Source organism: Streptosporangium sp. NPDC006013 (assembly GCF_040614275.1).
Lineage (GTDB): Bacteria > Actinomycetota > Actinomycetes > Streptosporangiales > Streptosporangiaceae > Streptosporangium.
The window spans coordinates 1-13,287 of record NZ_JBEXUE010000281.1 but is presented as its reverse complement, the minus strand read 5'-3'; the positions used below and the strand labels follow the sequence as shown (position 1 = coordinate 13,287).

Here is a 13,287-nt window from a genome sequence, read left to right as displayed (position 1 = left end):
CGTGCGCGACACGCCCCGCCATCATGGCGGCACCCGGGTGGACGTCACCGGCGCGGGAGGGGCACGGGGGTGTCACACCCGCAGGTAGCGGCGGAGCGTGACGAAGGAGGCCAGCACACAGATGAACACACCGATGACCATGGTGAGACTGATCACCGAGGCGACCGTCTCCCAGGAGAGCTGGCTGTTGGGAGAGAGGTAGAGCTGCACCCCGTCGAAGAGGAAGACCTTGCTGACGATCAGCATCATCGCGGACACCACACCACCGATCAGGCCGGCGATGACGCCCTCCATCACGAACGGGAGCTGGATGTAGAGGTTGGAGGCGCCCACCAGGCGCATGATGCCGGTCTCACGCCTGCGGTTGTACGCCGAGAGCCTGACGGTGTTGCCGATCAGCAGGGTGGCCGCGAAGACCAGGATGATCGCCACGATGAGGGCGGCCCAGCGGAGCTTCTCCAGCAGCCCGAAGAACTTCTCCAGGAGTTCCTTCTGGTTGACCACGTTGGAGACTCCCGGGGCGCCCTTGACCGCCTCGATCACCGGCCCGTAGGCCTCCGGGTCCTTGAGCTTGACCCGCAGCGACTCGGGCATGTCCTCGACCTGGATGGCGGAGAGCAGCACCGTGTTGTTGGCGTTCTGGTCCCGGAAGTTCTTGTAGGCCTCGGCCGCGTTCTCCACGGTGACCTGCTCGACCTGCGGCATGGCCTCGATGGTCGCCTTCAACTCGGCCTGCTCCTGGGCGTTGACGCCGCCGCTGCCCTTGCACTGCGGGAAGGGGTCGTTCTTCTTGCACAGGAAGACCGAGACCTCGACCTTGTCCGCCCAGAAGTCCTTCATGCTGGAGATCTGGGAGTTGATCATTAGACCGACGCCCAGCAACGCCATGCCGATCGCCACGGTCACGATGACCGCGATGGTCATCGTGAGGTTGCGGCGGAGGCCGATCCAGACCTCGGAGAAGATGAAGTTTGCCCGCATGCTCTTCCTGTCGCTCTTTCCGGTCCTGGTGTCAGTACGCGTGTCAGTACGCCTGGCCGTACACGCCCCGCGACTGGTCACGGACGATCTTGCCGTCCTCCAGTTCCACCACCCGCTTGCGCATGGAGTCGACGATGGCCGCGTCGTGCGTGGCCATGACGACCGTGGTGCCGGTCCGGTTGATCCGGTCGAGCACCTTCATGATGCCGATGCTCGTCGCGGGGTCGATGTTTCCGGTCGGCTCGTCGGCCAGCAGGATCATCGGCCGGTTGACGAACGCCCGGGCCATCGCGACCCGCTGCTGCTCGCCACCGGACAGCTCATCGGGCATTCGGTGTGCCTTGCCTTCAAGGCCGACGAGCTCGACGACCTCGGGGACCACCTTACGGATGAAACGCCGTGGCTTGCCGATCACCTCCAGAGCGAACGCGACATTTTCATACACGTTCTTGTTCGGGAGCAGCCGGAAGTCCTGGAAGACACAACCGATCCGGCGGCGCAGGTGCGGGATCTTGAAGTTGGACAGTCGGGCGAGGTCCTTGCCGGCCACGTGGATCGCGCCCGAGTTGGGGCGCTCCTCCTTCAGGACCAGGCGGAGAAAGGTCGATTTCCCGGACCCCGAGGGGCCAACGAGGAACACGAACTCGCCCTTGTCGACATCGACGCTGACGTGGTCCAGCGCGGGCCGGTTCTGGTTCGCGTAGACCTTGGTGACATTATCAAAATGGATCACGGGCGCATCACGGCATGCCAGTCTAGGGGGTAGGACGGTCGCAGGAGTGGCAGAGGGCCACTTCCACCTCTCGCCGGTCGGGGGGCGCCGGTCATTTACGCTTGATCGACGTTCCGGTTGGCCGGAGCCCAGTCTAGGGGGAAGACTGGCATGGAACGTCCATAACGGAAACAAAACGATTCGGCGCCCGGTAACGAGCGGATAAAGTGGTTCTGACCTCGAAGAGGGAGGACGGCATGAGCTGTGAAGACCTGGTCTGCGCGGGGTGTGCTCACCCCGTGGCCGAGGGCCGCTGCCCTCGCTGCCGCGCGTACCGCGCTCAGCACCACCACGGCCTCGGCGGCATGACCCCCGCGTTCATCGCCCTGGTGCTGATCGTGCTCTTCTTCCTCACCCTGGCCCTGAGACACCTCAGCGGGACCTGACGGCGCCCCTGGGGGGACAACCAGCCTCACGGATGCCAGGCGCCCGTGAGGCGAGCACGCGGCCTACCCGCCCTCGACGCCCGCCTCCTGGCGGCGGGTCCAGCGGATCTCGGCCTCGATGAAGCCGTCCAGGTCTCCGTCGAGCACCGCGCCCGGGTTGCCCGCCTCGGCGCCCGTCCGCAGGTCCTTGACGATCTGGTAGGGGTGCAGCACGTAGTTGCGGATCTGGGTGCCCCACGACGTGGTCGACTCGCCCCGGATCTCGTTCAGCGCCGCCGCCTCCTCCTGCCGCTTGCGCTCCAGCAGCTTGGACTGCAGGACCGCCATCGCGGTCGCCTTGTTCTGCAGCTGCGAGCGCTCGTTCTGGCAGGAGACCACGATGCCGGTGGGCAGGTGGGTCAGCCGGACCGCGGAGTCGGTCGTGTTGACGCCCTGGCCGCCGGGGCCCGAGGAGCGGTAGACGTCGACGCGCAGATCGTCCTCGTTGATGTCGATGTGGTCCGTCGTCTCGACGACCGGCACCACGTCGACGCCCGCGAAGGAGGTCTGGCGGCGGCCCTGGTTGTCGAACGGGCTGATCCGGACCAGACGGTGCGTGCCGTGCTCGCCGCGGAGGGTGCCGTACGCGTACGGCGCCTTGACCGTGAAGGTCGTCGACTTGATCCCGGCCTCCTCCGCGTAGGAGGTCTCGTAGATGTCCGTCGGGTAGCCCTTGCGCTCGGCCCACCGCAGGTACATCCGCTGGAGCATCTGGGCCCAGTCGGCGGCGTCCACGCCACCGGCCTGGGACTGGATGGTGACGACCGCCTCACGGGCGTCGTACTCGCCGGACAGCAGGGTGCGGACCTCCAGCGCGCCGATGTCGCTCTTCAGGGACGCCAGCTCGCGGTCGGCCTCCTGCTGGGTGTCCTCGTCGTCCTCGGAGGCGGCCAGCTCGTACAGGACTGAGAGGTCGTCCAGCCGCCGCCCCAGCGACTCGACCCTGTTGACCTCGCCCTGGAGGTAGGAGAGCTTGCTGGTGACCTTCTGGGCGCGATCCTGGTCGTTCCACAGGTCCGGCGCGGCGGCCTGATCCTCCAGCTCCTCGATCTGCTTGCGAATCGCGCCGAGGTCGAGCACGTCCTGGATGCTGTTCAGCGTCCCGGTAAGCTCGTTGATCTGTTCTGCCGGATCGATGAGTGCCACGTCTGTAAAGGGTACGCGACCTTCGCACCCGATCGTGTACGGCACTCTCCCCCACCATGGCTAGCATGGCCCGCATCGGGGAGCATCGGGAGGTGGACGTGCGCGGACGCAGGCGAAGGGGCGTGCTCGCGCTCGCGCTGGCACTGGCCGCCGCGACCGCGGCGTGTTCCGATCCCCGTTCCGTCTCCGGCGACGCGCGGCCGGGGCGGAGCCCGTCGGGATCTCCGGCCGGTGACACGTCGGCCGCCCGCCCCACGACGGCGCCGTCGCTCCCAGCGCCTCCGGTCACGCTCGACGAGGCGGCGAAGGCCCTGGCCGGCATTCTGAGCGCCGACGGGGTGCTGGGTGCGGCGACGCCGCACCTGGACGCCGACCGCAGGCTCATGCGGGAGCAGACCCGCGACGGGCAGGAGGCCCTCACGGTGGCGGCCTTCAACGGCTCCGCCGGGGCACTCCCCTCGTACACGTGGGGCACCCCCGAGCTGCTGGTCCCGCGCGGGCAGGAAGGTCCCCTCTGGTTCGCCGCGATCGTGGACCGCAGGGAGCCCTCCGGCGGGGTCCGCACCGCCGTGCTGACCCTCATGCGGTCGCCCGGGGAGGATTGGCGGCTCAGCTCGACCTCACTGCTCGATGAGGGCATCCGGCCCCCCGAGATCACCAAGGACGCCGACGGGTACGCGACGTCGCTGGGCGAGGATGACGCGACCGTGGCGATCAGCCCGCGGCTCATGGCCCCGCTGCACGCGACCTCGGCCGAGGAGGGCGAGCGGGGGTTCGCGGCCGGGCTGATCGAGAAGAGCCCGCACACGACCGGCTTCGCCGACGAGATCGCGAAGCGGCGCAGGGACGGGAAGAGCGCGTGCCTGGGCTACGACTCGATCTTCGCCGCGAGCAGCTACCCGGTGCACGCGTTGCGCACCACCGACGGCGGCGCGCTGGTCGTCTACTCGCTGATCAGGACGACGACCAGGAGCGTCAAGATCGATCCGTGCGCGTCGGACGCCCGTATCCCGCCGGACGCCAGGAAGCTGACGACCGAGAGCTTCATCCGTGAGGAACTGCGTACCGTGGAGACGCAGCTGTACGTGAGCACGGTCCCGGCCAAGGACAGCGGCCGGCCCGCCAGGGTCATCGGCTACCTGGGCGGCCTCACGAAGGTCATCGTGAGCTGACCGGTCCGCCCGGGTCCCCCGCGAGGGACCCGGGCGGGCGGCTCACGCCTCGGCGTGCGGGAGGTTGACGGTGGCCGCCAGCGTGCGGATCGCGCGCAGCGCCACCGACAGGGTCGCGAGGTCGAAGTTGTCGCTCTCCCAGATCTCCGACAGGGTCTGCTTCGCCCGCGAGACCGCGGCCGAGTTGGCCTCGGCCCAGCGCGCCAGGCGCTCCTCTGGAGACAGCCCCGGCGCGCTGTGCACCAGGACGTTGTGGGTGAGCGCCGCGTGCGCGGCGTAGAGGTCGTCGCGGAGCGCGGCCCGCGCCATGGAGTTCCAGCGGCTGTCCCTGGGCAGCGCGATGACGCGCTCGCGCAGCCTGGAGAGCTGAAGCCGGTCGGCGAGGTCGAAGTAGACCTCGGCGACGTCGTGCACCGGCCTGTCGGTGCGCGCGGCCACCTCGACCAGATCGAACGTGGAGTAGGCGGGCACCATCGCGGCGACGCGCTCGGCCAGCTCGGCGGGGACGCCCCGGGAGGCGAAACCGTCGCGCCGCTCCTCGAACGCGACCAGGTCGGCCCCGGTCAGCAGCTTGGGCAGGTGCGGCAGCAGGCCGTTCATGCTCTTGGCGAAGAAGTCGACCGTGGAGGCCAGGTCCAGCGGCGGGCGCCGGTTGCCCAGCAGCCACCTGGTGCCCCGCTCGACGAGCTTGCGGGCCTCCAGCTCCATGGCGATCTGGGCGGAGGTGTCGACCTTGTTGTCCAGCTCCTCGATCTGGTGCCAGAGGCTGGGCAGGTCGAAGACCTCGCGCGTCACCAGGTAGGCGCGGGCGATGTCGGGAGTGGACGCGCCGCTCTCCTCACCGAGGCGGAACATGAAGGTGGTCCCGCTGGAGTTGACCAGGTCGTTCACCACACCGGTGGTGATGATCTCCCTCCGGAGCGGGTGGGTGTACATGTAGTCGCGAACCTCCCCGTTGCGCAGTGCCGAAGGGAAGTAGGACACCAGCCAGGACGTCAGGTAGGGATCGTCCGGCAGGTCGGAGGCGAGGATCTCGGCGTCGGTCACCAGCTTGGTGTAGGCCAGCAGCACCGAGAACTCCGGCGCGGTGAGTCCGAGCCCGGCCTGACGGCGCTCGGCGAGCGTCTTGTCCGACGGCAGGAACTCCAGCTCCCGGTTGAGCAGGCCGGCCCGCTCCAGCTTGCGCAGCTGGCGCGAGTGGATGTGCAGCATGTCGGCCGCCTGCTCGCGGGCGGCGGCCAGAACCACGTTCTGGTCGTAGTTGTCACGCAGGACCAGCTGGGCCACCTCGCCGGTCATGTCGAGGAAGAGCTGGTTGCGCCGCTTGTCGGTGAGATCCCCCTCCCGGATCGCCCGGTCCAGGAGGATCTTGATGTTGACCTCGTGGTCGGAGGTGTCCACACCGGCGGAGTTGTCGATGAAGTCGGTGTTGATCAGCCCGCCGTTGAGCGCGAACTCTATCCGGGCGAGCTGGGTGAAGCCCAGGTTGCCGCCCTCGCCGATCACCTTGCAGCGCAGCTCGGCGGCGGTGGCCCGCAGGCCGTCGTTGGCCTTGTCGCCGACGTCGGCGTTGGACTCGCTCGACGCCCTGACGTAGGTGCCGATGCCGCCGTTCCACAGCAGGTCGACCGGGGCTCGCAGGATGGCGCTGATCAGGTCGGCCGGGGCCAGCGACATCACGTCGTCGTCGAGGCCGAGCGCGGCGCGCATCTGCGCGGAGATGGGGATCGACTTGGCCGTACGGGGCCAGACGCCGCCTCCGGTGGAGATCAGCGAGGCGTCGTAGTCGGCCCATGAGCTGCGGGGCAGCGCGAACAGCCGGGCGCGCTCGGCGTAGCTCCGGGCGACGTCCGGGTGGGGGTCGACGAAGACGTGCCGGTGGTCGAACGCCGCGACCAGCCGGATGTGCTGGGAGAGCAGCATGCCGTTGCCGAACACGTCACCTGACATGTCGCCGATTCCGGCCACGGTGAAGTCGGTGTTCTGGATGTCGACACCGGTCGTGCGGAAGTGGTACTTGACCGACTCCCAGGCGCCCCGGGCGGTGATGCCCATGGCCTTGTGGTCGTAGCCGATCGAGCCGCCGGAGGCGAAGGCGTCGCCCAGCCAGAAGCCGTACTCCTTGGACACGGCGTTGGCGATGTCGGAGAACGTCGCGGTGCCCTTGTCCGCGGCGACCACCAGGTAGGTGTCGTCCTCGTCGTGCCTGACCACGTCGGCGGGCGGGACGACCTGGCCGTCGACGAGGTTGTCCGTGAGGTCGAGCAGCCCGGAGATGAACATCCGGTAGCAGGCGATGCCCTCGGCCAGGGTGTCCTCTCGCGATCCCGACTTCGGCGGATTTTTGACGACAAAGCCACCTTTGGAGCCGGTGGGAACGATGACGGTGTTTTTCACCATCTGCGCCTTCACCAGCCCGAGCACTTCGGTGCGGAAGTCCTCCATCCGGTCCGACCAGCGCAACCCACCCCGCGCGACCTTGCCGAACCGCAGGTGAACACCCTCGACCCGGGGCGAGTAGACGAACACCTCGAACTTCGGCCGGGGCAGCGGCAGCACGCTGATCGACGGCGAGTCCAGCTTCAGGCTGACGTACGGCTTGCGCTCGCCGCCGACCCGCTGGAAGTAGTTGGTCCGGAGCGTGGCCCCGATCATCTCCAGGTAGGCCCGCAGGATCCGGTCCTCGTCCAGGGAGGCCACCTCGTCCAGGGCCGCGAGGATCTCCTCGTGCAGCGCGTCGGCCAGGTCCGCGCGGACCTCCGCCGGACGCCGGGGGTTGAGCCTGGCCTCGAACAGGCGCACCAGCAACCGCGCGAGCCGCACGTTGCCCATCAGCACCCGCTCGATGTACTCCTGGCTGAACGTGGTGCCCGCCTGGCGCAGGTACCTGGCGTAGACGCGCAGGATCTCGGCCTGCTCCCAGGTCAGACCGGCGGTCAGGACCAGCCCGTTGAACCCGTCGCTCTCCACCCGCCCGGCCCACAGGGCGCCGAACGCGTCCTGGAAGAGCCGCTTGAACTCGTCCCTGTCCACCTCGGGCGAGGGCGTGTAGCGCAGGCCGAAGTCGTAGATCCAGGCGTCCTTGGTCGCCGGGTCGTTGTCGCGGTCGATCTCGTACGGCCGCTCGTCGACCACCTCCACGCCCATCCGCTGGAGCAGCGGCAGCACCCTCGACAGGGAGACGGGCGCGCCGAGGCGGTAGAGCTTGAAGCGACGCTCTCCCTCCGAGGCGTCGTAGGGCTCGTAGAGGTTCATCCCGATCTCGTCGGAGGAGCCGGCCAGCGCCTCCAGCCGACGCAGGTCGGCGACCGCCATCCGGGCGGGGAAGTCGGCCTTGTACCCCTCGGGGAACGCCGAGGCGTAGCGGCGGACGAGCCCGGGGGCCTCGTCCTCGGGGCTCAGCTCGGTGATCGCGGTGGCCAGGTCGTCCTCCCAGGACCTGGTGGCGGCGGCCAGCCTCGCCTCCAGTTCCTCGACGTTCACCGCGTCGGCGTGCAGCGGCCTGCCGCGCTCGCCACGCACGACCACGTGCAGCCGGGCGAGGGCCGACTCGCCGATCATCGCGCTGTAGTCGAAGGAGGTGCCGCCGAGCGCCCTGAGCAGGATGTCCTGCATCTTGACGCGGATCTTGGTGGTGTAGCGGTCGCGCGGCAGGTAGATCATGCACGAGACGTAACGGCCGTAGTCGTCAGGGCGGAGAAAGACCTTGACCTGCTTGCGCTCGCGGAGCCTGAGCACGCCGAGCGCGATCGGCAGCAGCTGCTCCACCGAGGTCTGGAAGAGCTCGTCCCTGGGGAAGGTCTCCAGGATCTCGATGAGGTCCTTGCCGTCGTGGCTGTCCGCGGTCAGGCCGGCGAGCACGATCACCTCGGCCAGCTTGCGCCGGAGCACCGGGACGCGCGAGATCGACTCACTGTAGGCCACATGGGTGAAGAGGCCGAGGAAGCGCCGCTCACCGACGACCTCGCCCGAGGCGTCGAAGAGCTTGACGCCCACGTAGTCGAGGTAGGCGGGCCGGTGGACCGTGGCGCGGGTGTTGGCCTTGGTGATGATCAGCATCTGCTGTTTCTCGCGGGCCTTGGCGCGCAGCTCGGGGGGGAGCGCGGCGAAGCTGCCGGAGTCGGCACGGTCGCTGCGGAGGATGCCCAGCCCGGTCCCGGGCATCGGGTGCAGCCTGTCGCCCTCCTCGCTCTCCTCCAGGCGGTATTCGCGGTAGCCCAGGAAGGTGAAGTGCCCGTCGGCCAGCCAGCGCATCAGCTCCAGGCTGTCCTCCACCCCGGCGGGGTCGAGGGGCGGCGGGTTGGCCGAGATGTCCTCGGCGGTCCGCAGGGCGAGCGCACGCATCTTGACGAAGTCCTCGACGGCGCCGCGTACGTCCTCCAGGACGCGCTGCAGTTCGGCCTCTATCGACCTGAGCACGGCGGGGTCGGTCTGCCTGTCGACCTCGAAGTGCATCCAGGACTCGGCGAGCATCTGCCCGGTGACGTCCTCCTGGCCGCGGCCGAGCAGCTTGCCGGTCATGTCCCTGCGCACCCGCATCTGCGGGTGGATGACCAGGTGGGTGCCGATGTCGTGGCGGTCGAGCTCCATCGTCACCGAGTCGACGAGGAAGGGCATGTCATCGGTGACGATCTCCACGATGGAGAACCCGGGGTCCCAGCCGTGCTCCTCCAGGCTCGGCGTGTAGGCCCGGACCAGGGCTCGGCCCTGGGGGCGCTCCCTGGCGAGCTGCCGCTGGGCGATCGCCGGGCCGTACAGATCGACCGGGTTCCGGCTCAGCAGGTCCTCCGGGGCGACATGCCGGTAGTAGAGCCGCAGAAAGGCGAGCACCTCCTCCACGCCCACGTGGTCGCTGCCAGGTGTGTGCGCGCACGTCTCGGCGGCACTCCTCAGCAGCTCGTCCTTGGCCTCGTCGAGCGGCATGTCGCTCTCACTCCTTTGTGAGGGATTTTGCACATTTTGATGAGGAACCATGTTGAAACTCATGATTCCCGCCAGGGAGAAAGTGATGTCTCCGCACCCGCGTTCCGGTGTGCGGCGCCCTCTTCGGGCCACCCGTTCCCGGTCACGCTCCCCGTTCGGAGACCCGGGGCGCGGAACGCCCGCCACACGGTGGCCGTCTCGTCACGGGTGAGTGGGGTTCCGGCCGGTCGCCTCGGCTCGTCATGTGAGCCGAGATCTCTCACCGTCGCCCGCGGAGAACGGAAGGTCTCCGGGCCGGAGACGACGGGCTCTCCCTGGGAGATGGCGGTAGGACAATCATCCCACAGGGTCGCCTCGGCGAGGCTACGGCGCAGCCGGGCGAGTCGGGTCTCGCTCCCTGCACCTCGCCCGGCGGGCGGGGCCGTCCGGCCCGCACTCCGCCCATCGGGCTTGGCCCGTGGCACGACACCTCCAGTGGCCCTTTGCCCCGATCCTCGTTGACCGGGGCACACCACCGTTACTGATATCACCCGAAAACCGGCCAAACGTCAATGTGACGTTCGACCATCGTCCATGGAGTTGGAGCGGTCCCGCCGGACCACATCGAGGAATCCGGGAACCTCGCTCAGTTCCCGGAGCTCGATCTGGCACTCCTCGCACGTCATGAGGTGACGTTGGAACGCCTCGTGGTCCTCTTCGTCGAGCACCCCGAGGGCGTACGCCGCCACGTCATGATGCGGGGAGGGGAACATCAGCTCGCGACACCTCTCTCCTTCAGAACCTTTCGGAGAGCCCGGATCCCGTAGTAGAGCCGGGACTTGACCGTACCCGGCGGTATCCCGAGGATTTCCGCCGCCTCGTTAATCGTACGGTCCCGTAGGTAAGTCTGCTCGATGACTTCACGGTGTTCTGGGGACAGTTCTCGCAACGCCTCGGCGACGATCATCGCCTCCAGCGCGCGATCGGCTCCGTCGGGAACCGGCACAGCGTTCGCGTCGGCGGGTTCGACCTCCTGTGGTCTGGTCCCTCGCCTGCGACGACCGTCGATGACGATACGGCGGGCGACGGTGAGGAGCCAGGCCCACAACAGACCCGGCTCTCGTTGCAACCTCTCTGCGTTACGCCAGGCTCGGACGAGCGTCTCCTGGACGACGTCCTCCGCCCATTGCAGGTCGTTGCCTGTGGCCTTGCGCACATGACGGAGCAAGGGAACACCGAACTCCCGGTACAGGTCCTCTACCAGGACAACATCGGTGTCCGTGCTCTCGAACCGACTGTCGAGTTGACGACGCACGGGCACATCTTTACACCTTCGTTATCAGTCACGTCTGCAACTCCCGCAACTCCGGTCATTTCTAACTATCTACTCACTTTCCATGAACCGGCCCGGGTGATACCGCGTACCTCCCCCCAAGTGCGCCCGCATCGGCGGGCCTCGGGGAAAGGAAACGACATGGCAGTGCGGCACATCCCGTGGCCGGTCGGAACTGTCCTCCTCCTGGCGTACCCGGTCCTCCCCGGGCCGGACGGCACGTTCAGCACCGCGCCGGGCACTGAGAAGGCCCTGGTAAAGGCCGGTACCTGAGAGCGGAACCGGGCCATGTTCAGATCACTGTTCCGCCGCTTCAAGAACGGCGAACCCCTGCTGTTCGGGGTCTTCATCGCGGTCGCCGCGGTGGCGGTCGTCCTGATCACCCCACCCGGCGGCACCGCGTCCCTGGCCACCGAGGGCTGGACCCAGACCCCGCAGGGGCCCCTGGGACCGGCCGACCGCGACCTGCTGGTCAAGGTCCGCCTGGCCGGGCTCTGGGAGATTCCCAGCGGCCAGCAGGCCCAGCAGCGGGCCGCGAGCAAGCGGGTGAAGGAGGTCGGCATGCACCTGATGACCGACCACCTCAAGCTCGACGAGGAGGTTCGCGCCCTCGCCGCCAAGCTGAACGTGCCGCTGCCCAGCCAGCCCAACGCCGACCAGCAGTCCTGGATGGCGCAACTGGCGGCGGTGAACGCCGGCGCCGAGTACGACCTGCTGTTCGCCCGGCTGCTGCGGCAGGCCCACGGCAAGGTCTTCACGGTGGTCGCCGCGGTACGCGCGGGCACCCGCAACGACCTGGTCCGGCCATTCGCCCAGCGGGCGGTGGAGGTGGTCATGAAGCACATGACCCTGCTGGAGAGCACGGGGCTGGTCGACTACTCGACCCTGCCGGAGCCCCCCGCGCCCTCGCCACCGCCCGTCACAGCCGCTCTCGACACACCTGTGAGGAGAGAACACGCATGAAACGCATGAAACGCATGAAACGCTCGCTCGTCTCCCTGTCAGCGCTGGCGCTCGCCGCCGGCACGCTCACCGCCGTCACGTTCACGGCGGCGCGCACGGCCCCCGCCTACGCCGACCACTGCGATCCCGCCGAACAGGGCCAGAACCAGCGGAGCCAGCAGAACCAGGCACCCCCCACGCAGGACGCCCCGGCCGAGAATCCGCCGGCGCAGGACCAACCCCCGCAGAACCCTCCGGCCCAGGACCAACCGGCACAGGACCAACCCCCGCAAGATCAGCCGGCTCAGAACCCGCCGGCGCAGGACCAGCCCGCCCAGGACCAGGCCGCCCAGGACCAGGCCGCCGACGCGCCCCCCGCAGCCGGAAGCCTCATCCAGGCGGCTCCCACGCCGCCACCGGCCGCCCCCGAGGAGTCCGTCGACCGGCAGACCGCCCAGAACAACATCGACTCCCGCCGCAGGCAGCCCACGCAGGCCCCCACTCAGGCGCCCACCGATGCCCCGCCGGCCGACGCGCCCACGGACACTCCCCCCGGCCAGACCCCCGCTCCCCCGCAGGACGAGCAGGAGTGCGCCGACCTCGGGCCGTTCCCCGAGGACTTCATAGACATCCGGCAGGTCCAGCGGAACTTCCAGGACGTCAGGACCCGGCGCGGCGGCTCGGGCGGCACCTTCACCTCCCGGTGCGGCAGGAACGAGAACGGTCACCGCAACCCGGACAACTTCATCGTGGCCCCGGGGGTGAGCAACGGCGCCCACCACATCCACGACTACGTCGGGAACCTGTCGACCGACGCCTTCAGCACCGACCAGTCCCTGGCCGCGGCGGGCACCACGTGCGCGCTCGGCGACCGCTCGACCTACTTCTGGCCGGTCCTGCGCGACCGCACGTCCGACGCCAACGCCACCGACCCGGACGGCAACGTCGGCACCATCCTGCGGGCCCGCCAGGTGAGCCTGCAGTTCCGCGGCAACCCGGTGGCCAGGGTGACCGCCATGCCGCGCTTCATCAGGATGATCACCGGTGACGCCAAGGCCGCCACGAACGGCGGTGCGAACGCCCTGGCCAAGTGGACCTGCACCGGGTTCACCAACCGGATCACCACCAAGTACCCGCTCTGCCCCCGAGGCAGCCTGCTCGTGCGGATCCTGGACTTCCCCAGCTGCTGGGACGGCCAGAACACGGACAGCGCCAACCACCGCACGCACGTGCTGTTCCCCGACGCGGGCGGCGCCTGCCCGTCCGGTACCAGGCCGATCCCGCAGCTGCGGATGACCCTGGTCTACTCCACCCCGCGTACGGCCTCCTTCGCGCTGGACGCCTTCCCCGAGCAGCGCCACAACCCCGTCACCGACCACGCCGACTTCGCGAACGTGATGCCCGACCGGCTCATGAGATTCGCCGTCGACTGCATCAACCGGGGACGTCGCTGCTGACGATGTCCCCGGAGTCCCCCGGAGTCCCCCCGGAGCCGCCGCTCCCCGTCTCCGCGCCTCTTCCACACCCCCGCGGAGGCCGGGGCGGGTCATTGCTGTGGCTGTAACTCACGCGTCCTCGTTCGGTCATCGGGGTCTACGACGGCGTGCTGGCGGG

The 13,287-nt window shown here is 68.8% G+C and carries 11 protein-coding genes; 5 read left to right on the top strand and 6 right to left on the bottom strand.

The features are described from left to right. Positions 1–72: 72 nt before the first annotated feature. Entirely contained in the window at positions 73–981 is a 909-nt protein-coding gene (ftsX, locus tag ABZ260_RS32935; RefSeq protein ID WP_355625564.1) for a permease-like cell division protein FtsX, read from the bottom strand. A 43-nt stretch (positions 982–1,024) separates the two neighbouring features. Next, positions 1,025–1,714: a cell division ATP-binding protein FtsE gene (gene ftsE / locus ABZ260_RS32930; protein WP_012888192.1), complete on the bottom strand. Its 690-nt coding sequence runs from the start codon at positions 1,712–1,714 to the stop codon at positions 1,025–1,027. 236 nt (positions 1,715–1,950) lie between these two features. Between ftsE and ABZ260_RS32925 the strand changes: the two genes are divergently transcribed. Then, positions 1,951–2,139 carry a hypothetical protein gene (locus ABZ260_RS32925; RefSeq protein WP_350920940.1) on the top strand — a complete coding sequence of 63 codons (189 nt, stop codon included), beginning with the start codon at positions 1,951–1,953 and terminating at the stop codon, positions 2,137–2,139. 63 nt (positions 2,140–2,202) lie between these two features. On the opposite strand, the gene prfB is transcribed toward ABZ260_RS32925, so the two are convergent. Then, entirely contained in the window at positions 2,203–3,324 is a 1,122-nt protein-coding gene (gene prfB, locus ABZ260_RS32920) for a peptide chain release factor 2 (protein WP_355625562.1), read from the bottom strand. 65 nt (positions 3,325–3,389) lie between these two features. Between prfB and ABZ260_RS32915 the strand changes: the two genes are divergently transcribed. Next, positions 3,390–4,496: a hypothetical protein gene (locus ABZ260_RS32915; RefSeq protein ID WP_355625560.1), complete on the top strand. Its 1,107-nt coding sequence runs from the start codon at positions 3,390–3,392 to the stop codon at positions 4,494–4,496. Positions 4,497–4,538: 42 nt separating this feature from the next. On the opposite strand, the gene ABZ260_RS32910 is transcribed toward ABZ260_RS32915, so the two are convergent. From ABZ260_RS32910 to ABZ260_RS32900, 3 genes are all read right to left on the bottom strand, one after another. Next, positions 4,539–9,419 (bottom strand): NAD-glutamate dehydrogenase, encoded by a 4,881-nt coding sequence (locus ABZ260_RS32910; protein ID WP_355625558.1) that lies wholly within the window; start codon positions 9,417–9,419, stop codon positions 4,539–4,541. Between the two features lie 548 nt (positions 9,420–9,967). Continuing rightward, on the bottom strand, positions 9,968–10,171 hold the full coding sequence (locus tag ABZ260_RS32905) for a zf-HC2 domain-containing protein (protein ID WP_350920930.1): 204 nt from the start codon (positions 10,169–10,171) through the stop codon (positions 9,968–9,970). Further along, positions 10,171–10,713, bottom strand: coding sequence for a sigma-70 family RNA polymerase sigma factor (locus ABZ260_RS32900; protein ID WP_350921124.1), 543 nt, complete (start codon positions 10,711–10,713; stop codon positions 10,171–10,173). Before ABZ260_RS32900 ends, ABZ260_RS32905 begins: the two co-directional genes overlap by 1 nt. A 159-nt stretch (positions 10,714–10,872) precedes the next feature. Here ABZ260_RS32900 and ABZ260_RS32895 point away from each other — a divergent pair, with 159 nt between their 5' ends. From ABZ260_RS32895 to ABZ260_RS32885, 3 genes are read left to right on the top strand one after another with little or no spacing between them, the layout of a single operon-like run. After that, the gene (locus ABZ260_RS32895) at positions 10,873–11,004 is read left to right on the top strand and encodes a hypothetical protein (RefSeq protein ID WP_355625556.1); all 132 of its coding nucleotides are present in this window, start codon (positions 10,873–10,875) and stop codon (positions 11,002–11,004) included. 15 nt (positions 11,005–11,019) lie between these two features. After that, the gene (locus ABZ260_RS32890) at positions 11,020–11,694 is read left to right on the top strand and encodes a DUF4142 domain-containing protein (protein ID WP_355625554.1); all 675 of its coding nucleotides are present in this window, start codon (positions 11,020–11,022) and stop codon (positions 11,692–11,694) included. Further along, positions 11,691–13,130 (top strand): DUF1996 domain-containing protein, encoded by a 1,440-nt coding sequence (locus tag ABZ260_RS32885; RefSeq protein ID WP_355625552.1) that lies wholly within the window; start codon positions 11,691–11,693, stop codon positions 13,128–13,130. Before ABZ260_RS32890 ends, ABZ260_RS32885 begins: the two co-directional genes overlap by 4 nt. The last annotated feature ends 157 nt before the right edge of the window (positions 13,131–13,287 follow it).

Bases quoted from the DNA above. Each gene is read 5' to 3' on its own strand.
- ABZ260_RS32910 (WP_355625558.1), bottom strand. From the start codon at position 9,419: ATGCCGCTCGACGAGGCCAAGGACGAGCTGCTGAGGAGTGCCGCCGAG.
- ABZ260_RS32885 (WP_355625552.1), top strand. From the start codon at position 11,691: ATGAAACGCATGAAACGCATGAAACGCTCGCTCGTCTCCCTGTCAGCG.
- ftsX (WP_355625564.1), bottom strand. From the start codon at position 981: ATGCGGGCAAACTTCATCTTCTCCGAGGTCTGGATCGGCCTCCGCCGC.
- ABZ260_RS32890 (WP_355625554.1), top strand. From the start codon at position 11,020: ATGTTCAGATCACTGTTCCGCCGCTTCAAGAACGGCGAACCCCTGCTG.
- ABZ260_RS32925 (WP_350920940.1), top strand. From the start codon at position 1,951: ATGAGCTGTGAAGACCTGGTCTGCGCGGGGTGTGCTCACCCCGTGGCC.
- ABZ260_RS32895 (WP_355625556.1), top strand. From the start codon at position 10,873: ATGGCAGTGCGGCACATCCCGTGGCCGGTCGGAACTGTCCTCCTCCTG.
- ABZ260_RS32905 (WP_350920930.1), bottom strand. From the start codon at position 10,171: ATGTTCCCCTCCCCGCATCATGACGTGGCGGCGTACGCCCTCGGGGTG.
- ABZ260_RS32915 (WP_355625560.1), top strand. From the start codon at position 3,390: ATGGCCCGCATCGGGGAGCATCGGGAGGTGGACGTGCGCGGACGCAGG.